Source organism: Corynebacterium belfantii (genome assembly GCF_041898185.1).
Lineage (GTDB): Bacteria > Actinomycetota > Actinomycetes > Mycobacteriales > Mycobacteriaceae > Corynebacterium > Corynebacterium belfantii.
Window position 1 is genome coordinate 1,443,278 of record NZ_CP157823.1, and the last position, 20,719, is coordinate 1,463,996.

Sequence of the window (20,719 nt, forward strand, 5' to 3'; positions counted from 1 at the left end):
TTATCTCTCCTTCCATACAACAGCAGTTGGTCCGTCAATTTCTACTACGTAGACTGATTGTCCTGTCTGGAAATTAACGGCAGGATCAAGGCTTCGAGCAGACCAGAGAGAACCGTCGAGCTTGATTTGCCCCGAATGCTCTGCGATCTTTTCAACGACTTCCCCACTCATTCCGATGAGAGACCGTGGAGTGAGCTCCAATGTGTTCGGTAGCTCAAAACGTTTCTTTATCAGAGGTTTGAGGAACAACAATAAAGAAATTGCAGCCACTGAAAACGCGGTGGTTTGTACTGCAACGTTGTCAGTTACTAAACCAACCCCAGCGGCACAAATGGCAGCAATGCCTAGCATGAGGAAGGTCAGTTCACCGATAAACAACTCTATGAATACTAGTGCTACGCCAATTACAAACCATGCCAAAGATCCCACAGCATCTAGCTTACTGAAAAAACAAATCGTCGCGCAGAAACCTCATTCCTAATATGAGCGAGGCGTGTTACATAAGGTCTTCTTTCTTTAGCTCTTGGGTTGTAACAAAATCAACCAGTCGCTCAACTGCCCCAACTAAAGTGGAATCGACGTCTCGAAATGAATGCACGGCATTGTATACACGATTCCAGCCTTCTTTTGGATCAGCCCAGCCAACTCGACGACAGATGCCCTTTTTCCAATCCTCGCCGTATGGAACTTTTGGCCATTCTCGCAAACCTAGTCTTTCAGGTTTTACTGCGGCCCAAATGTCAATATAGGGATGGCCCGTCACGAGAACATCTGGCCCGACGCTTTCGGTCAGCTTTGTTTCTTTGGATCCTTCCACCAAGTGGTCTGCTAATACTCCAACTCGCCGTCCTGGTTGAGGCTTAAACTGGGCTAACTGGTGCGGAAGATTGTCAAGTCCTTCCAGATATTCCACGACTACGCCTTCAACTCGCAGGTCATGACCCCATATTTTTTCAACGATTGCTGCATCATGAATACCTTCAACCCAGATCCGCGATGGTGCCGCAACTTTCGCTTCAACTTGTTTTACTTTTCGGGAACCTGAATTTGATCGTTCGGGCTGTTTCTTTTCCACGAAACGCGTAAGCGTAACCCGATTCCCATCAATGAGAAACGCTCCCTTTCTCAGCTTAAAAAGTCGCTCACGTTGATAGCGATCTTCAAGTCGAATGAAATCTCCGTCATAAGTTCGTTCAAAATTAATAACTGCACCAACGAAACCATCGGCTAGTACCTCGACCACCAAACCAGGTTTCGCTGGGACTTCAGGAAATTGTTGCGGAACATTTCGAGAATGTCCTTTTAGAATGTTTCCGGCATATGGATCATGGAAAGTCATAACACCACAGCCTATCCGCTAAGGTCTTTAAAGCTATGAATATCCGCGACAACCTCTACAGTCCATTGCAAAACGCTAGTCTTTGGATAGGCGCATGGCTATACGGTCATATCAGTATTGACGATGCAGACTACAGTCTTACCGAACTCTTTGGTCAAGGCCACCTTGTTGGCATCGGCGACGGAAATCATGAAATTTTCCGAATCTTGAGGAAAAATATTGACCTACATCATAAATCAGCACTAAGCGAAGAACCACAGCTTCGTTTACTTCTAGGGGGCCTTGGCGATCCCATTTATTTCCCAGAAGACGTGCGTACAACGCTTGGAAGCCAAGCTAGATCTGTTCCACAAGCTGCGATAGCCGTAGCCCTAGCACATCCGCATACCTATGGTTTTCTTATACCCCGAGGTTCAGATTCCCAAGAAAGAACCCAATGGCACTGGATTACTTCCGCCGAACCGACGAGGCTACCTCCTGCGTTAAGTCCCGGCGAAGCTGATTTCAATTTGGCGGAAGCTACTCGGTACATCGCAACCTTCATCGAGAAACGTCCAAGTTTCCGCACTCCAGCTCGGAATCCGAGGCTTACTGTTGGGCGTTTGACAGACTTTTACGAGAATCCAGGATTGCCTGAGCAAGTAGCCCCGCGTGCGTTAAAGCTGATCTCTCGGGCAGACACGATAGCGTCAATCGTGGAAGGCGTGACTCAATCTTTACAGGAGCATGCTTTTGACCCACATCTATTTCCCCTAGCACAACACGTTCGCAATGCTCGAATGGCAGCGGTTTCTTACGCCCTTGCTGAATGGGGCCGCTGAACAGGCTGGCAACAATTTATTTCGCATGGTTCACCATTGAAGGAACATCCTCTCGACGGAACAATTCCGAGGTTCTGATGCGGTTTTACTCCTAATGATTCTTCGACTAATTCTACGATCATTGTTGCGAAGGAATCGGTATGTCCAACAGTTGCAGCTCTAGAAATTGACATTCCTAAATCTGAAGCTAAGTCTTGGAGTTCATGATCCAAGTCCCACACAACTTCCATATGGTCTGAAATGAAACCAATGGGTGCAACCACAAGTTCGGAAACGCCGTGCTCATGTTGGCATTTCGCATAATCTAAAATATCCGGTTCTAACCAAGGAATTTGACCATTTCCTGATGCAGATTGCCAGACTACGTCGTAACGCTCTTGGCTTATACCAAGATGCTTTGCGACAAGTGCCGCTGCTTCGTGAACTTGACGCGAGTATAACGGCCCGTCTTCATCACGCCCTGAATTCTCATTGGATGCTTCAGGTATGGAGTGTGCGGTAAAAACGACTTTTTGATGCAGCTGGAGCTCATCAAGTGCCGAAATTCCTAATTCTCTTGCAGCTTGAAATACAACCGAAGACATTTCCTCAATAAATAATGGATGATCAAAGAATTGTCGAAGTTTCAAACAGTTGAGAGTCGGGAGCCCCTTTTCTGCCAGATGGTGATTCATTCTGACAATATCTTCATCATATTGTCGACATCCTGAATACCCACCCCACGCAGAGGTGGCAAAAACTGCGACATTCCGAACACCATCGCGAACCATTTTCTCAGCGGTGTCATTGACAAATGGGTGCCAATTTCTGTTTCCAAAATACACAGGAATCTCGAGTCCACGCGAAGACAATACTTCAATGATATTGCCAATAATTTCTCGATTAAGAGCATTAAGTGGACTTACACCGCCAAAATGTCGGTAATGAACCGCAACTTCTTCGAGGCGTTCACGAGGAATACCTCTGCCCCGAGTTACATTTTCAAGAAAAGGTATAACATCTTGTTGTCCCTCCGGACCACCAAAAGAGAGAACTAATATTGCGTCGACGTCCGATAACGTCCACGTGGGCAGCGGTAGCAAAGAAGAGTGCACAGGTTCGACCATAAGCAGTGAGCTTAACACTAAAGGGTGAAAATCTTGACCAACCGTTATCCTCGCGGTCAAGATTTCACCCATTTATTCAATATTTACTGTTTAAATGAGGCGCACAACGTATGGGCTCATTCCAGACCAACGAACTGGAGAAACTTTAACGCTTGATCCTGATTGCGGAGCCTCAAGCATTGTGCCATCACCAAGATAGATGGCCACATGGTACTCAGCATTAGGGCCGTAGAAAATAAGATCTCCGCGCTGCATATTGGAGGGATCAACTTTGGTTCCCTTTTGGTACTGGTAACCAGTGTAGTGAGGCAAAGCTATACCTACACCAGCAAATGCGTACAAAGTTAGCCCTGAACAGTCGAATCCAACTTTATTAAAGTCACCAAAAGAATCAGCTACGCCGCCGTCTCGAATACCTTTCGTTGGGCCACTCGCATTACCGCCACCCCATGCGTAAGGAGTTCCAACATAAGCCATTGCCCTTGAGATGACTGTTTCAATCTTTTCGCTTCGGCTCGCGTTTCCTACTAACGCAGATGCTTTTTCAGATACATCCTCCATCGAATCAACCTGAGCAACGTCCAGGTCATCAAGAATAGAAGAATCGCTATCTTCGTTTTCTACAGCAGCAATGTATTTTCCGTCTTGGTTATTCGAATCATATGGATCATCTAAAGACGCATGATTTGGCGTTGCAGCCTCGACCAACGCAGCAGCGGCGCGGGCAGAATCGTTCGCTGTAGAACGGCGATTCTCTGAAGCCTTTCTTTCAGCCTCAGCTTGAGCCTGAGCTGCTTCCACAGCCTTTACTGCATCTTGACGTGCTTTTTCTGCCTTTTCCGCCGCAACCTTTCGGGCAGCTTCATCAGCGGCTTTTCGAGCAGCTTCCGCTGCAATCCTAGCAGCCTCTTCTTTCGCCTTACGAGCAGCTTCAGCTTCCTGACGTGCCTTTTCAGCTGCAGCAGCTTCTGCTTTCTTTCGAGCTTCTTCTGCCCGCTTGTATTCCTCGTATTCTGATCGTTGTTGACGTAACGAATCAGCATTACCCCGAGCAGAATCGAGACCACGCTGGGCTTCTTCGCGCTTACTAATTAACTCAGCTCGTTTACGGAGATTTTCTTCCAGCTTTGAATTAGAAGAATCAATTGCTTGCTGAGTTGAAGCCTTAGCACTTTCAGCTTCAGATTCCCGCTTTTCTGCGAGATTCTTGACCTCACGAAGTCGCGACTCTTCATTTGCTTGTTCGGTTCGTAACCTGTCGAGGGCATCTACCGCTTCGCGTTGTTTTTGAGCGTTAGTACGAAGGTAAGTTTGGCGATCCAACGCTTCTTCTGAAGTAGCCTTACCGGAAACACCTGCAACACCACTTGGTACAGCCCCCTGCCGATAAGCACTACGAGAAATTTCATCGAGCGTTTTTTGGGCTTTTAATATCTCCGCTTGAGTATCGTCAAGCTTCTTGCGAGCCGCAGTCACGCCTTGCCGAGCCCGTTCAGCTGAACTTTGTGCGTCATGCAGATCAACCAGCGCTTTGTTAACTGCCTCGCGCAATCCACCCATTTCGAGTTCCAAAGCTGCGATTTCAGAGTCTGAATTAGAAACCGATGCTACTAGCTTTGACACCTCACCTTGGGCTACGCCTACTTGGCTATCTGCAGAAGCTATTTCAGTGTCTGAAGGGTTTGCAGGCTCTGCTGCCACGGGAGAAGTAGCCCCGAGAAATGCAATCGATAATCCAAATGCGACAAGGTCACGCATCACTTTCGTAGTGGTACGCCTAGACATAGACGATCGTATAGTCACAGGGGCTACTCCTATAAACGTTTCACATGGTGTTTCCATGCAAACCAATAACAAGGTTGAGTGACTCGAATCTCGATCTTCAAATTATGACTTGAGTAGTCTCCGCGTGCTTCCCCACATGCGCGACAAACATCAAGTCAAGTTACCAGAATCGACACACGAGTCATTCTCAGAACAATAGTGCACTGACACCCCTATGTCCCCATTACGATGCAATTATCAATGTAACCACATTATTCACATGCACCCGTCCATGGATGTGACCTGCCAAAAGGCTCATCAAAATAATTAATGTGATATGGGACACTTTTAGAAAAATTTGCGTGTTGCTGCAGGTTTAAAAACGTAATCAAGCTTGGAACCTTGGCCAATCATCTTTCCATACACATAAGGCCAGACAATCTTCATTCGGGAATTTTAGGACTAATAGAATTTAAAAATTGGCCCACGCTACAATAAAGTCAAGCCCAGCACCTAGACCTAGGGGTAATATAATCACATTTACCTCACTTCGGCGTCCTTAACGTTTACTCCATGCGGGGGTAATTGCAGTAGCCAATCAGACAACACGGTAGGCAACATTACGCGCGTACTGTTAGAATGTGCGTCAGGCGACGATGTGGGATTGCTCTTGCAGGTATTACCCAACAAAAGTCTTCTGCTACATCTGCGCGATTTTAACGCTTTGCCTCTGTACTCATTATGAAGCAAAGTTGTGAACAGACATTCAACTGATCACCCCAAAACGAAGTGGAGCTCACTGTGACTGAAAGCAAGAACTCCTTCAATGCCAAACAAACACTTGAGGTCGGCGACAAGTCGTATGACTACTTCGCACTCAACACTGTTAAAGGCATGGAGAAGCTACCGTATTCTCTAAAGGTTCTCGGCGAAAATCTTCTACGCACTGAAGACGGCGCAAACATCACCGCGGATCACATTAGTGCGATCGCAAATTGGGATCCATCAGCGGAACCAAGCATTGAAATCCAGTTCACTCCTGCTCGCGTGTTGATGCAGGACTTCACCGGCGTGCCTTGCGTCGTTGATCTTGCCACCATGCGTGAAGCGGTTAAGACACTCGGTGGCGATCCAGACAAAGTTAACCCACTCAACCCTGCCGAAATGGTTATTGACCACTCGGTCATCATCGAGGCATTCGGTTCAACTTCAGCATTGGCAAAGAATGTCGAAATCGAATATGAGCGCAATGAAGAGCGATACCAATTCCTGCGCTGGGGCTCAAAGGCATTTTCCAATTTCCGCGTAGTTCCTCCAGGAACCGGCATTGTCCACCAGGTGAATATTGAGAACTTGGCCCGAGTAGTCTTTGACAACAATGGGTTGGCATATCCCGACACCTGCATCGGTACCGACTCACATACCACAATGGAAAATGGTCTTGGTATTTTAGGTTGGGGCGTTGGTGGCATCGAGGCCGAGGCTGCAATGCTTGGCCAGCCAGTATCAATGCTCATTCCACGCGTTGTTGGCTTTAAGTTGACTGGCGAAATCCCCGCTGGCGTAACAGCAACCGATGTTGTTCTCACCATCACTGAAATGCTTCGCGAACATGGCGTAGTCCAAAAATTCGTCGAATTCTACGGAAATGGCGTTAAGTCGATTCCGCTTGCTAACCGCGCAACTATCGGAAACATGTCCCCTGAATTCGGCTCCACCTGCGCAATCTTCCCTATCGACGAAGAAACTATCAAGTATATGCACTTGACAGGACGTTCAGAGAAACAAGTAGCACTCGTAGAAGCATACGCCAAGGCACAGGGCATGTGGCTCGAGCAGGATGCTCCTGAAGCGGAATACTCTGAGTACCTTGAGCTTGATCTGTCCACCGTTGTACCTTCAATTGCAGGTCCTAAGCGCCCACAGGATCGCATTTTGCTGACCGAAGCGAAGGAACAATTCCGTAAGGATCTTCCTGATTACTGCTCAGCAGAACCTGTTGACGAGTCTCTTCCAGCTAAGCGCATGGATTCTGAAGGCGCTGTGCAAGAAGAAGGCGAAGATGTCGCTGGCTACAACTCCTCGCGTGCAGGCCATGGTGAATCTGCCGCTGAAGGCGCAGCTGGCCGCCAGTCCAATCCAGTTGTTGTTTGCTCACCAAATGGTGGCGAATACACCCTAGACCACGGCATGGTCGCAATTGCATCGATTACTTCCTGCACCAACACTTCTAATCCATCAGTCATGATTGGCGCCGGATTGATTGCACGTAAGGCTGCAGCTAAGGGACTCAAGGCAAAACCATGGGTTAAGACCATTTGTGCGCCTGGATCGCAAGTCGTCGATGGATATTACAAGCGTGCGGACCTTTGGAAAGATCTTGAGGCTTTAGGCTTCTACCTTTCCGGCTTTGGCTGCACTACCTGTATCGGAAACTCGGGCCCATTGCCAGAAGAAATTTCTGCGGCTATCAATGAAAATGATTTGACGGCAACAGCAGTCTTGTCTGGTAACCGTAACTTCGAAGGTCGTATCTCTCCTGATGTCAAGATGAACTACTTGGCATCGCCCATCATGGTAATTGCATATGCAATCGCCGGCACTATGGATTTCGACTTCGAGACGCAACCCCTTGGCCGGGATACCGATGGCAACGACGTCTTCTTGAAGGATATTTGGCCTTCCACTGAAGAAATTGAAGAAACCATCGCTGGTGCTATTTCTCGCGAACTTTATGAAGAAGACTATGCAGATGTCTTCAAGGGTGATGAGCAGTGGCAAAACCTTCCTACTCCAGAGGGCAAGACCTTCGACTGGGATGAGAAGTCGACCTATATCCGCAAGGCACCATACTTTGATGGTATGACGATGGAGCCTGCTCCATCGTCAGATATCAAGGGCGCTCGCGTTTTGGCTAAGCTGGGAGATTCAGTAACCACCGACCACATCTCCCCTGCTTCGTCCATCAAACCTGGTACCCCTGCTGCACAGTACTTGGATAAAAACGGAGTTGCTCGTAACGACTACAACTCCTTGGGATCCCGTCGTGGTAACCACGAAGTAATGATGCGCGGTACTTTTGCGAACATTCGACTTCAGAACCAGCTAGTCGACATCGCAGGTGGCTACACGCGTGACTTCACCAAGAATGGCGAGCAAGCATTCATCTTCGATGCCTGCCAAAACTACAAAGCCGCTGGTATTCCACTTGTTGTAATCGCAGGTAAAGAATACGGCACCGGTTCTTCCCGCGACTGGGCTGCAAAGGGAACCAATCTTCTAGGTGTCAAAGCCGTTATCGCGGAGTCCTTTGAACGTATTCACCGCTCCAACCTGATTGGCATGGGCGTTATTCCGCTACAGTTCCCTGCAGGTGAATCGCATGCATCTTTGGGCTTGGATGGTACGGAAACCTTCGATATTGAAGGCATTGAAGAGCTCAACAACGGTGTTACCCCTAAGACTGTTCATGTGACAGCCACAAAGGAATCTGGCGACCAAATTGAATTCGACGCAGTCGTTCGTATTGACACGCCAGGCGAAGCTGATTACTACCGTAACGGTGGTATTCTCCAATACGTGCTTCGCAACATGATCAACGCTTAATTCCTACGCTGATTATGTCGCAACCATAGGGGGCTCTATCTCAAAAACGAGGTGGCGCCCCCTAACCTGATTTATTGTCTCTCTAACGAGAAGGGGCTACCAACACATTATGCCCGTTGTGAGCAACACCGAGCTATCGATGCGTCGACAGGAGATACTAGAAGGCGCACGTCGATGCTTCGCCGAACATGGTTACGAAGGTGCAACTGTGCGCCGATTAGAAGAAACCGTGGGTAAATCCCGTGGCGCGATTTTTCATCATTTTAGTGACAAAGAAAATCTATTCTTGGCACTTGCCCGCGAAGATGCGGCACGGATGGCTGAAGTTGTCGCAGAAAATGGGCTCGTGGAAGTCATGCGCGATATGCTAGCCCACCCTGAACGCCATGACTGGTTAGCAACTAGGCTTGAAATAACCAAGATGTTGCGGACAGACCCCAGTTTTCGAAATCGTTGGATAGAACACCAGCGTGTTCTGGACGACGCCGTGTTGGAGCGCCTTCAAAGAAACGCACACTTGGGACGCATGCGCGACGACGTACCCATTGATGTATTACACACATACTTAGAAACGGTCTTAGATGGTTTTATTTCACGTCTAGCTTCTGACGGCGATTCCGAGAGCTTGGAACGAGTATTGGATTTGGTTGAAGAATCAGTTCGATCATCACAACCCAGCTAGGCCAATATAGACAAAGTAGTCTAGAGTGACATATATGGTTTCAATTTTGCTGGTATCTCCGCGGCCTGGCCATGATGTGGCAACTGCTGAACGTAAGGACGTACTTCGTGCTACTGGGCTTGCCCCTGAGCGATTAGAGCAGGTACTTGTTGATGACGTCGAGAAGTACCTCCCCGATTTTTCTCGCTTCGATGGCATCATCGTCGGTGGAAGTCCACTTAATATCAGCGCTGAAACATATTCGGATTGGCAAAAACATGTCCATACCGAGTTATCTCGCATTGTCCACGCTGCTATTCCATCATTTTTTATTTGCTATGGAAATTCATTTCTCGTCGATCTAACTGGTGGAACAGTCGGACGCACTCATCCAGAGGATTCCGGAGCTACTACAGTTTCGTTAACGGCCGATGGTCTAACCGACCGTATTACTCGTGACCTTCCAACAACTTTCACATCGCTGACCGGGCATACAGAAAACGCGACCTGTCTAGGAGATTCTACAGTCTTATTAGCAACTGGAGACTCCTGTCCCATTCAGATGATTCGAGCTAACGAAACCACATGGGCATGCCAATTTCACGCAGAGATGGATGCACAAGCCATGAAAACTCGAATGGACTTTTATAAAGACTACGGTTACTTCTCACCTGAGGATTATGACACAATCGTATCTTCACTTCCTAGCATTGACACCACATATTCCAATCGAGTGCTTCGTAATTTTATCGAGGTATGTGAAGGAAAACGGTAGATAGTGTTACCCCGTGTGGGGTACCCGACTTATTAAAGCCATTACCCTCTTCCTGTTTAATTCTTTTGAAAGAAGTAATATAACCCCCATGTTTGCCATTATCTCTGTCACCGGTGCAGATCACACCGGAATCATCGCTGCTGTAGCTACAAAATGCGCCGAGTTAGGCGTTAACATCAACAACGTTTCTCAAACGATCATGGACGGTTACTTCACCATGATCCTGCACGTATCCTTTGATGATTCCGCAACGGATATTGCCACAATTCAGGAATCAATGGCAGATGTAGAACAGAACCAAAACCTGGTGATTCGAATTCAATCTCAGGCAATCTTCGACGCAATGAATATCATCTAGGAAGATTCATAGGTTTATGACGACTCAACACTCATATTCCAGCATTCTCGAAACCATCGAAATGATCGAGAAATACCGTCTGGACATTCGTACCGTCACTATGGGCATTAGCCTCCTTGATTGCGTTCGAGGAACCATGCAGGAAACCTGCGAAGCGGTATATACCAAAATAGCCACCCTTGCAAAAGATCATGTCTCAATCTGCGAAGGAATTGAACGAGAACTGGGAATCCCGATTGTTAACAAACGAATTTCAGTTACTCCAATTTCGCTCATTGCTTCTGCTGTAGAAGGAAGTCCAGTTGAGATCGCCCACGCACTAGACAAGGCAGCTAAAACGGTAGGCGTCAACTTCATTGGCGGTTATTCGGCCCTAGTGGAAAAAGGTATGACAGCTGGCGATAAGAAACTTATCGACTCGATACCACAAGCGCTCACCGAAACCGATCTTGTCTGCTCATCAGTGAACATTGGATCATCCCGATCTGGTATCAACATGGATGCTGTCCGTGAAATGGGCATCGTAGTCAAAAAGGCAGCCGAACTCACTAAAGATCGCAGTGCTATCGCATGCGCGAAACTCGTCGTCTTCGCAAATGCTGTCGGCGATAATCCCTTCATGGCCGGTGCATTCCATGGTGTGGAAGAACCTGATTGCGTCGTGAGTGTAGGTGTATCTGGACCCGGCGTCGTTGACCGAGCACTCGGCGATCTGGATGGCGCTACTTTAGACCAAGTCGCTGAGGCAATTAAGAAAGCAGCCTTCAAAATTACTCGTGCTGGCCAGCTAGTTGGCAATCTTGCTTCTGAACGCCTTGGTGTACCTTTCGGCATCGTCGATTTGTCTCTCGCTCCAACCGCAGAACTTGGCGATTCCGTTGCACACATTATGGAACACATGGGTCTAGACCAAGTAGGAACGCACGGTACTACCGCAGCGCTTGCCTTGCTTAACGACGCGGTGAAAAAGGGCGGCATGATGGCATGCTCTCGAGTAGGCGGACTTTCGGGCTCGTTCATTCCAGTTTCTGAGGACAAAGGAATGATCGATGCAGTCCGTGCCGGCAATATTTCAGTTGACAAGCTTGAAGCGATGACAGCAATCTGCTCAGTGGGCCTCGATATGATCGCTATTCCAGGAGACACGAGCGCAGAACTTATTTCAGGCATGATTGCGGACGAAGCTGCGATCGGTGTAATGAATCATAAAACCACTGCAGTGCGTGTTATCCCAGTTCCAGGAACCAAACAAGGAGAAGAGGTCAACTTTGGCGGCCTTCTAGGGTACGCCCCAGTTATCCCAGTCTCTACCGTCGATAACTCCGCGTTTATTCATCGTGGCGGCTTTATTCCTGCACCTGTACACGGATTCCGTAACTAGAATTTTGCGTTAAAAAGTTGGTTCGTTCTTGGTATTGGCGAGGAACGAACCAACTTTTTTAATTTTTGTACTTGATTCCTGCACAAAGAAACACCACAGGACCAATAGTGCCTACGACACTCGTCAGAAGGCCCCAGAGGTATTTAGGGCCCTTAATACGTGACTTTGGCAAATGATAAAGAAAGTGCCACGCAATAGATTTAAGTAAGACATCAGTGGCAATGAGACTTAGTATGATACTCCGATGAGCATCTGATAATTCGCCCTCTGTTCTAAGACGAGAGATTAAACTGCCGAAGATATTCATACCGTTATTCTACGCAGTTAAATCTAAGCTAATTCGACAATTTCCATGTAGTCTTCGCTCCAAAGATCTTCATCACCATCAGGTAATACGATTACGCGTTCAGGTTCAAGCGCTTTCACTGCACCCGGATCGTGCGTAACGAGTACGACTGCACCTGTATATGTACGCAAGGCTTCGAGAACTTGCCCACGAGAAATAGGATCAAGGTTATTAGTAGGCTCGTCGAGGAGCAAAACATTTGCTCGTGAAGACACCAATGCGGCAAGCACTAAACGAGTTTTTTCACCGCCAGATAATGTTCCAGCTGGTTGCTCTAGTTGATCACCCGAAAACATGAAAGCTCCGAGAAGTCCACGAAGATCCTGTTCTCCTGCACCTGGGCAGGCGTCGATGGTATTTTGCCACACAGACTTTTGAGGATCGATGGTGTCGTGTTCTTGGGCAAAATAGCCGATCTTCAAACCGTGCCCAGTAACGATTCCACCTTCGCCATCAGTCCTTTCCACACCAGCAAGAAGCTTGAGCAACGTAGTTTTACCTGCGCCATTGAAACCAAGAACTACTACTCGCGATCCCTTATCAATCGCTAAATTGACACCAGCGAAAACTTCCAAAGAACCGTACATTTTAGTTAAGCCCTTTGCATTTAACGGAGTTTTTCCACATGGCGCGGGTTCTGGGAAAGAAATGTGCGCCACTCTATCCGCAACACGTACATCGTCGAGGCTTCCCACCATACGTTCTGCACGCGCTAGCATTTGTTTAGCGGCCGCAGCCTTCGTTGCTTTCGCACCAAGTCTTGCTGCTTGGTCCTTCAACGCCGCAGCTTTCTTTTCAGCATTGGCACGTTCACGACGCCTACGAGCTTCGTCAGTCGCTCGCGCATCTTTGTACTTGGCGAAACCCATGTTGTACACGTCTGCTTCCCCGCGTACAGCATCGAGAAACCAAATCTTATTACACACGGCATCTAGGAGTTCTATATCATGAGAAATCATGATGAGTCCGCCTTCGTGTTTACTCAAAAAATCACGCAACCATGTAATGGAATCTGCATCGAGATGGTTAGTAGGCTCGTCAAGTAGTAACGTGGTCTTAGATTTTCCAGAGTCAGCTGAAGCGGCAAAAAGAATCTGCGCGAGTTCCACGCGACGCCTCTGGCCACCAGACAGTGTCTTCAGAGACTGATCCAAAATTCGTGCTGGCAAACCAAGATTATCGCAAATCCTCGCGGCTTCTGAGGAAGCTTCATATCCGCCGAGTGCATGATAGCGCTCTTCCAACCGCGAGTATTTACGGATCGCAGCATCACGCTTTTTCTCATCTTCTGTCGTTTCCATGATTTCTTGTTGTCGTTCCATGGATGACTGAATCTGGTCCAAACCGCGTGCTGATAGAACTCTGTCACGCGCGGTCTGATCTATGTTTCCTTCACGAGAATCTTGAGGTAGGTACCCAATATCGCCGGAACGGGTGACGCTGCCACCATACGGCTGAATTTCGCCTGCGAGAATTCGCATCGTCGTGGTTTTCCCAGCACCATTTCGTCCAACCAGACCAATTCTGTCACCGGGCTGTACCCTCAAATGTTGCCCTGGGGCATTCAAGAGAGTGCGGGCACCGACGCGAACTTCGAAATCATTGGTCACAATCACAACGGGTTATCCTATCAACGCTAGGTAAACAAAAGAAAAGCAGGTGTCCATGTCAAAGTACAGACACCTGCGAAGGGAAAATTCATCTTGGCTATAGTTATACGGAAAATCCTAAAGCGCGCAACTGTTCACGGCCATCTTCAGTGATCATATGAGGTCCCCAAGGAGGCATCCAGACCCAATGGATAGTTAATGTTTCCGCAACTTGGTTTCCTACCACCGCAGATTCCGCTTGATCTTCAATAACATCTGTTAGCGGGCACGCAGGAGAAGTCAATGTCATGTTCACATGCGCATGGATGCTATCTTCCATCCAAATGTCATAAACCAGACCTAAGTCGACAACATTAATGCCAAGCTCTGGGTCAATAACATCACGAAGATATTCTTCAACATCAGAGGCTTTAGCAATATCATCCTCACTTTGTTCCGGTCGTCTTGTTGAAGGGTCCAAGCTGCTTTCTACTACTGGACCAGTATTGCCCCCTGTAGTTGTGATTTCAGCGTTACCATTTGATTCGGTCATGCTTTCCCTTCCAATGCTTCTGACGTTGCTGCTTGAAAAGCCTTCCAACCTAGCAATGCACATTTGACACGAGCTGGATACTTTGAAACACCTGCGAACGCAATACCGTCACCAATCAGGTCCTCATTGCCTTCTTCTTTGCCACGTGAAGTAATCATTTTTTCGAATTCGGTAAGTTTTTCTAGCGCTTTGTCAACTGGCTGACCAACGATCTCTTCTGCCATAACAGATGTCGATGCCTGACTAATAGAGCAACCTTCTGCATCATAAGATACGTCTTGTACAGTTGATCCGTCCTCCGATAAGTGAACACGAAGCGTAATTTCATCACCGCAGGAAGGATTCACGTGATGCACTTCTGCATCATAAGATTCCCGCAGACCAGCATGAAGAGGATTCTTATAATGATCAAGAATTACTTCTTGATACATCGATTCCAGATTCATGAACTACTTCCTTCCTCACTCACTCCGAAAAACTTCTTTGCAGCTTCGATAGCCTCTACTAAGCGATCAACTTCGTCGATAGTGTTGTAAAGATAGAATGAAGCCCGCGCCGTAGATTGCGCATTAAGTTCACGGTGTACTGGCCAAGCACAATGGTGTCCTACACGAATACACACGCCATGATCGTCAAGCACTTGGCCTAGATCATGAGGGTGTATTCCCTTTACCGCAAAACTAACTGCTGCCCCGCGGTTTTCAGCTGTACGAGGACCATATATATCTAGTCCCTTGATCTTCGAAAGTTTCTCTAAGGCGTACTTCGTGATTTTGTGTTCGTGACGCGAAATATTAACCATACCAATTTCAGAAAGAAACTTTACGGCTTCGCCCAGGCCGACTACTTGACTCGTCATCTGAGTACCAGCTTCGAATCTCTGCGGAATATCGGCAAATGTAGTTTCTTCCATAGTCACCACAGAAATCATAGATCCACCCGTTAAAAACGGTGGTAGCTTTTCTAAGATTTCTGCTTTGCCATATAATGCTCCCACACCAGAGGGACCACACATCTTATGCCCTGAAAACGCGGCAAAATCTACGTCGAGAGCATGAAAATCGACTGCCATATGTGGAACAGACTGGCAAGCATCCAAAACTACAAGTGCGTCTACTGCTCGTGCTCGCTTGACTAATTCAGCAACCGGCGCGACCGCTCCGGTCACATTGGACTGATGAGTAAAAGCTACTACCTTGACTGATTCATCAAGTTCTAGTGAATCTACATCGATACGGCCATCGGGAGTCACCTTGTACCATTTAAGCGTCGCACCAGTACGACGACACAATTCTTGCCAAGGGACGAGATTGGCATGGTGCTCAAGTTCAGTCACGACCACTGTATCGCCAGCTTTTACTTGGTACTGCCCAGCCCGGTCGTCGCCAAGCGCATACGCCACTAAGTTAAGTGCTTCCGTGGCATTTTTAGTAAAAGCAAGCTCAAAGCCATCAGCACCAACAAAGCTCGCGATGGCATCTCGCGCTTCTTCGTATGTATCGGTAGCTTCTTCTGCCAGTTGATATGCGCCCCTATGAACCGGAGCATTCGTATGTAATACGAATTGTTCTTCGGCCTTCCACACGCGCAGCGGGCGCTGCGATGTACCTCCAGAATCTAAATAGATCAGTGGCTTATCACCACGTACCGTCCGCGCCAGAATTGGAAATTCCGCGCGGATAGCCTCAGAGTTAAGTTCCCCAGCCTCGGTAACGAATTGTGTGTGCATTATGCCAAGAACCGGTCGTAGCCGTTTGCTTCTAGGTCATCAGCTAGCTCTGGACCGCCGGAGGTGATGATCTGGCCATTGGCAAACACGTGAACAAAATCGGGCTGAACATAATTCAAAATGCGCTTATAGTGAGTAATCATCAAAATACCGCCGTTAGATTTTTCTTGGTAACGGTTGATTCCTTCAGAAACAATGCGCAATGCGTCCACGTCAAGACCGGAGTCTGTTTCATCCATCACAGCGAATTTAGGCTGCAAAAGGTCAAGTTGTAGCACTTCGTGGCGTTTCTTTTCTCCGCCAGAGAATCCCTCGTTGACTGACCGCTCATTAAAGGCTTTATCAATCTTAAGATCCTGCTGGGCTTGTTTTACTTCTTTAACCCATTCACGCAGTTTCGGAGCTTCACCGCGTACGGCAGTTGCTGCCGAACGCAAGAAATTGGCCATCGAGACACCAGGAATTTCGGTTGGGTACTGCATTGCCAAGAAAAGGCCGGAACGTGCACGCTCATCGATGTCCATATCGAGGATATTTTCGCCATCGAGTAGGACTTCGCCGTCAGTAACTTCATAGCGAGGATGACCCGACAATGTGTATGCCAAGGTAGATTTACCAGAACCGTTTGGTCCCATGATGGCGTGAGTTTCACCTGATTTAATAGTGAGATTTACACCTTTAAGAATAGGCTTTGGCGATGCGCTTTCATCAGCGGGTACGACCTGGGCGTGGAGGTTTTTAATTTCAAGAGTGCTCATAGTGGGATGTGCTTTCCGTTTGTAGATATTAGGCGTTTCGACTGTTCTGGAAGGTCTTGAGTTCTTCCGACACACGATTTTCTAAGTCTTCTCGAACTGAATCAACTGGAATCCTGTTGATTACTTCTGAGAAGAAACCACGGATGATGAGGCGACGGGCTTCATCTTGCGGGATACCACGAGATCGAAGGTAGAATTCATGTTCATCATCAAAACGACCCACCGTAGCAGCATGTCCGGCACCTGCAATATCGCCAGTTTCAATTTCCAAGTTTGGAATTGCATCGGCACGTGCCCCATCTGTTAAGACAAGGTTGCGGTTGGCCTCGTATGTATCTGTGCTTTGAGCACCAGAACGAATCAGTACGTCACCGACCCAAGTAGCGTGGGCGTCGGGAAGCGGAGAGTTTTTATCGCCTTGAATTGCGCCTTTGTAAAGGACGTTCGAACGGCATTGTGGAACAGCATGGTCTACCAACAAACGCTGTTCAAAGTATTGTCCATCATCAGCAAAGTAGACACCCAACATCTCGGCGTCTCCGCCTGGCTGTGTAAATTTCACACGGGGAACGAGGCGAACTACTTCGCCACCGAAAACTGCCGCATTGTGACGAAGAACTGCATCTCGTCCCAAAACCGCTTGCTGCCCCGAGAGGTGTACCGCGGTGTTATCCCAAGATGCATCAACAATTACTGTGAGTCGTGCGTTGTCACCGATGAGGAATTCAACGTTATCGGCATGGGTGCCAGTACCTGTATAACGCAGATCTACAAGTGCCTCAGCATTTGCTTCAACGTCAATGACAATATGTCCAAATGAAGTGACATCATTGCCCTGGCCGGTAACAGAAATTTTAATTGGCTCTGCGACTACGGCATCACGAATAATAGTCACTACATGAGCATCCTCACTGCTAGCGAAAGCCTGCGCAGATACCCGATCAATTGGTGCACCGGCACGCCCTACTTTCGAGTCTGTTTTTGCAACGCGTTCGACTTTCACTCCTTTTTCAGGTGCATGAATTGCAATTTCAGCAGGGACAGCTTGCGCGAAACGGCCATTATGCAGGCCTCTGAGACGACGAAGCGATATGAATCGCCATACTTCGTCTTTGCCATGTGGCGTATCAAAATCTTCAACGTTAAAAGAGCTAAAAAGATCGCCCTTGTTGTTGTGTACGGTTGCGGCTTTATTTGTCGACATTTTTAGCCCACCGATCCTTCCATCTGCAATTCGATCAGGCGATTGAGTTCGAGTGCATACTCCATTGGGAGTTCTTTTGCAATCGGCTCAACAAAGCCACGCACGATCATGGCCGTTGCTTCGTCTTCCGCGATGCCTCGCGACTGTAAATAGAATAACTGCTCTTCTGAAACCTGGGATACAGTCGCCTCATGGCCAAGAGAAACGTGGTCGTTTCGAATGTCGTTGTACGGGTACGTATCCGAACGGGAAATATTGTCGACCAGCAATGCGTCACATTCAACGTTTGACACTGAATGGTGTGCATTTGCTGCTACTCGCACAAGTCCACGATAAGCTGCGCGTCCGCCCGACCTAGCCACTGACTTTGACACGATATTGGACGACGTGTAAGGGGCCATATGTTGCATTTTGGCTCCAGTATCTTGAGTTTGTCCTTCACCCGCGAAAGCAGCGGACAGGACTTCGCCTTTCGCATGTGGCCCAACCATCCAAACTGCTGGGTACTTCATTGTGACCTTTGAGCCGATATTTCCATCGACCCATTCCATGGTGCCACCTTCTTCAACCTTGGATCGTTGTGTCACTAGATTTAACACGTTATTCGACCAGTTCTGAATTGTGGTGTATCGGCACCGTGCATTCTTTTTCACGATGATTTCTACGACCGCAGAGTGCAAAGAATCTGACTGGTAGATCGGTGCAGTACAGCCTTCTACGTAGTGGACGTATGCGCCTTCGTCAACGATGATCAACGTACGTTCAAATTGTCCCATGTTCTCAGTGTTGATTCGGAAATAAGCCTGCAGCGGAATTTCCACATGCACACCTTTAGGAACATAGACGAAGGATCCACCAGACCATACAGCCGAGTTAAGAGCAGAGAACTTGTTGTCACCTGCAGGCACGACGGTTCCAAAGTATTCTTGGAAAAGCTCTGGATGTTCTTTTAACGCTGTATCAGTGTCTAAGAAAATTACGCCTTGGGTCTCCAGGTCTTCACGAATTCGGTGATAGACCACTTCGGACTCGTATTGTGCGGCTACGCCGGCGACAAGTCGCTGTTTTTCGGCTTCTGGGATACCCAACTTGTCGTAGGTGTTCTTGATATCTTCAGGAAGATCGTCCCAGGTAGTTGCCTGTTTTTCCGTGGAACGGACGTAGTATTTAAAGTCATCAAAGTTGATGTAAGAAAGATCAGGGCCCCACGTCGGCATCGGCTTTTTTTCAAAAGTGTTTAATGCCTTAAGACGTTGCTCGAGCATCCATTCAGGTTCGTTTTTCTGTGCAGAAATATAGCGAACGACGTCTTCATCAAGTCCACGACGAGCTTTCTTTCCAGCTTCATCGGAATCGTGCCAACCGTAGTTATACGGTCCCATTGACTTAATGATCTCTTCGTCAGTTGATGGTGCTTTCGCTGTATTCACATCTGTCTTTGGCGATGCCGAGGTCATGAACCGCTCCTTTCAGTGGGAGTATTTTTTCGGGGAGTCAGAATTGGGGTTATCGGAATGTTTGTCGTGCAGATGTCATGCCCATCCGCAATTGAGGCCAAGGGCTGAACATGGTGTCCGAGAATTTTTGCGATCATTTCATGTTCTGCTTCGCATAGCTCAGGGAAATCTGCTGCAACTCCCGAAATCGGGCAATGGTGCTGACAGATCTGAACTCCGTTCGCGGCATTATTAATGGTGGCCGCATATCCGTTGTTACTAAAGGCTTCAACCAATTGGGTTGCTACTTCAGCAAGTTGGTTGTCATCAATATTGTCTGGAACATGGACATCTGCGAGAATTTTTTCGACGCGCCTTCGAGCAAAAGCACGAACTGCTGCTTCTCCCCCAGATTCTTTCAGGGTTGCGAGAGCGTCGGCGGCCAATGAATCGTATTCGTGACCAAATTGAGAACGCCCCGATGCAGTTAATTTAAACGCTTTCGCAGGTCGTCCACGACTTTTCTCGCATGCCCCTCGTCGTACGGAAGAGATCTCAGCGAATCCCTCATCCAACAAAATATCCAGGTGACGGCGAATTCCAGTGGCAGAGAGGTTAAGTTGTTGACCCAGTTGGGTTGCAGTAACTGAACCTTCTTGCAACATAATCAGCATGATATGTCGACGCGTTTCACCATCAGTGCTTCGCGTTTCAACCTTCTTAGCGGGAGCCAAGTCGTTCACCTCCTATTCCGAATAGTTTCTATTGAAAATCAATCCCCAAACGGTCCCATCGGTACGGGACTTGAGGGCCAATAAACGTTAGATACCATTTAGCAACACTAATATGACGTTATTCATTCCGCCAATAGCCATAACCCACAAAAGTGCAGGTTAGTCCACCCTAACTAGCACTCCCCACACACCTTTCAACGCTATTGATACAGTTCTTCAATAGCGTTGAAAGGTGACTATTTTTAACTGAGCCTCATGTATTTCGATAATTTTCCAAAGGCCAGCAAAATGGAGATTTCTCACTACCAAGCCACAACACTCATTGAGTCCATTAATGCAAATTTTTCTAAAATACCGACAACATCGGACTCCAAATGAGATACGAACGACCGCTATCCTGCACTCATGCAACAAGATGTTAACGGGGGTAAAAACCTCCTTCTGAATGCCCCTTAGAAATCCTGCTATTTCTAGGAAATTTTGCACTGAGTCCCTTTTCACCAACACCCCATTTACAACATCGGTAGCCAGTATCCAACCGCTAAGATCTTCGGTGTGA

The 20,719-nt window shown here is 47.7% G+C and carries 18 protein-coding genes; 6 read left to right on the top strand and 12 right to left on the bottom strand.

From position 1 onward, the window contains the following. Both ABMV07_RS07225 and ABMV07_RS07230 read right to left on the bottom strand, forming a co-directional pair. Positions 1 to 429 carry an NfeD family protein gene (locus ABMV07_RS07225; protein WP_196978062.1) on the bottom strand — a complete coding sequence of 143 codons (429 nt, stop codon included), beginning with the start codon at positions 427 to 429 and terminating at the stop codon, positions 1 to 3. A gap of 67 nt (positions 430 to 496) precedes the next feature. Then, positions 497 to 1,339: a DUF3097 domain-containing protein gene (locus tag ABMV07_RS07230; RefSeq protein WP_374064477.1), complete on the bottom strand. Its 843-nt coding sequence runs from the start codon at positions 1,337 to 1,339 to the stop codon at positions 497 to 499. Between the two features lie 35 nt (positions 1,340 to 1,374). Here ABMV07_RS07230 and ABMV07_RS07235 point away from each other — a divergent pair, with 35 nt between their 5' ends. Then, positions 1,375 to 2,160 carry a hypothetical protein gene (locus ABMV07_RS07235; RefSeq protein WP_374064478.1) on the top strand — a complete coding sequence of 262 codons (786 nt, stop codon included), beginning with the start codon at positions 1,375 to 1,377 and terminating at the stop codon, positions 2,158 to 2,160. Here the strand turns inward: ABMV07_RS07235 and ABMV07_RS07240 are convergent. Both ABMV07_RS07240 and ABMV07_RS07245 read right to left on the bottom strand, forming a co-directional pair. Next, positions 2,133 to 3,266 (bottom strand): ferrochelatase, encoded by a 1,134-nt coding sequence (locus ABMV07_RS07240; RefSeq protein ID WP_088266958.1) that lies wholly within the window; start codon positions 3,264 to 3,266, stop codon positions 2,133 to 2,135. The two genes, ABMV07_RS07235 and ABMV07_RS07240, sit on opposite strands and share 28 nt — an antisense overlap. 90 nt (positions 3,267 to 3,356) lie before the next feature. Next, on the bottom strand, positions 3,357 to 5,069 hold the full coding sequence (locus tag ABMV07_RS07245; protein ID WP_196978060.1) for a DIP1281 family NlpC/P60 protein: 1,713 nt from the start codon (positions 5,067 to 5,069) through the stop codon (positions 3,357 to 3,359). 762 nt (positions 5,070 to 5,831) lie between these two features. On the opposite strand from ABMV07_RS07245, the gene can reads away from it, so the two are divergent. The 5 genes from can (at position 5,832) to ABMV07_RS07270 (ending at position 11,811) form a co-directional block, all read left to right on the top strand. Next, positions 5,832 to 8,636 (top strand): aconitate hydratase, encoded by a 2,805-nt coding sequence (gene can, locus ABMV07_RS07250; protein WP_088266956.1) that lies wholly within the window; start codon positions 5,832 to 5,834, stop codon positions 8,634 to 8,636. 109 nt (positions 8,637 to 8,745) lie between these two features. After that, positions 8,746 to 9,318, top strand: a complete 573-nt coding sequence (locus ABMV07_RS07255) for a TetR/AcrR family transcriptional regulator (RefSeq protein ID WP_088266955.1) — start codon at positions 8,746 to 8,748, stop codon at positions 9,316 to 9,318. Between the two features lie 34 nt (positions 9,319 to 9,352). Next, the gene (locus ABMV07_RS07260; protein WP_196978059.1) at positions 9,353 to 10,072 is read left to right on the top strand and encodes a glutamine amidotransferase; all 720 of its coding nucleotides are present in this window, start codon (positions 9,353 to 9,355) and stop codon (positions 10,070 to 10,072) included. 88 nt (positions 10,073 to 10,160) lie between these two features. After that, complete coding sequence (locus tag ABMV07_RS07265; RefSeq protein WP_088266953.1) at positions 10,161 to 10,430, top strand: ACT domain-containing protein; 270 nt, start codon at positions 10,161 to 10,163, stop codon at positions 10,428 to 10,430. Positions 10,431 to 10,446: 16 nt separating this feature from the next. Continuing rightward, on the top strand, positions 10,447 to 11,811 hold the full coding sequence (locus ABMV07_RS07270) for a PFL family protein (protein WP_088266952.1): 1,365 nt from the start codon (positions 10,447 to 10,449) through the stop codon (positions 11,809 to 11,811). A 330-nt stretch (positions 11,812 to 12,141) separates the two neighbouring features. Here ABMV07_RS07270 and ABMV07_RS07275 read toward each other — a convergent pair whose 3' ends face one another. The 8 genes from ABMV07_RS07275 to ABMV07_RS07310 all read right to left on the bottom strand — a co-directional run bounded on the left by ABMV07_RS07275 (position 12,142) and on the right by ABMV07_RS07310 (position 20,100). Then, positions 12,142 to 13,773 (bottom strand): ABC-F family ATP-binding cassette domain-containing protein, encoded by a 1,632-nt coding sequence (locus ABMV07_RS07275; RefSeq protein ID WP_374064479.1) that lies wholly within the window; start codon positions 13,771 to 13,773, stop codon positions 12,142 to 12,144. A gap of 97 nt (positions 13,774 to 13,870) precedes the next feature. Continuing rightward, entirely contained in the window at positions 13,871 to 14,299 is a 429-nt protein-coding gene (locus ABMV07_RS07280) for a metal-sulfur cluster assembly factor (protein ID WP_197689618.1), read from the bottom strand. Continuing rightward, the gene (sufU, locus tag ABMV07_RS07285; protein WP_281510588.1) at positions 14,296 to 14,745 is read right to left on the bottom strand and encodes a Fe-S cluster assembly sulfur transfer protein SufU; all 450 of its coding nucleotides are present in this window, start codon (positions 14,743 to 14,745) and stop codon (positions 14,296 to 14,298) included. Before sufU ends, ABMV07_RS07280 begins: the two co-directional genes overlap by 4 nt. Continuing rightward, the gene (locus ABMV07_RS07290) at positions 14,742 to 16,028 is read right to left on the bottom strand and encodes a cysteine desulfurase (RefSeq protein ID WP_088266948.1); all 1,287 of its coding nucleotides are present in this window, start codon (positions 16,026 to 16,028) and stop codon (positions 14,742 to 14,744) included. The genes sufU and ABMV07_RS07290 overlap by 4 nt, the downstream gene beginning before the upstream one ends. Next, the gene (sufC, locus tag ABMV07_RS07295) at positions 16,028 to 16,786 is read right to left on the bottom strand and encodes a Fe-S cluster assembly ATPase SufC (RefSeq protein WP_088266947.1); all 759 of its coding nucleotides are present in this window, start codon (positions 16,784 to 16,786) and stop codon (positions 16,028 to 16,030) included. The genes ABMV07_RS07290 and sufC overlap by 1 nt, the downstream gene beginning before the upstream one ends. A gap of 28 nt (positions 16,787 to 16,814) precedes the next feature. Beyond that, a complete protein-coding gene (sufD, locus tag ABMV07_RS07300) occupies positions 16,815 to 17,990 on the bottom strand; it encodes a Fe-S cluster assembly protein SufD (protein WP_088266946.1) in 1,176 nt (391 codons plus the stop codon). Between the two features lie 2 nt (positions 17,991 to 17,992). Then, positions 17,993 to 19,447, bottom strand: a complete 1,455-nt coding sequence (gene sufB / locus ABMV07_RS07305) for a Fe-S cluster assembly protein SufB (protein ID WP_374064480.1) — start codon at positions 19,445 to 19,447, stop codon at positions 17,993 to 17,995. Then, complete coding sequence (locus ABMV07_RS07310) at positions 19,444 to 20,100, bottom strand: metalloregulator ArsR/SmtB family transcription factor (protein ID WP_229254956.1); 657 nt, start codon at positions 20,098 to 20,100, stop codon at positions 19,444 to 19,446. Before ABMV07_RS07310 ends, sufB begins: the two co-directional genes overlap by 4 nt. Positions 20,101 to 20,719 lie beyond the last annotated feature (619 nt).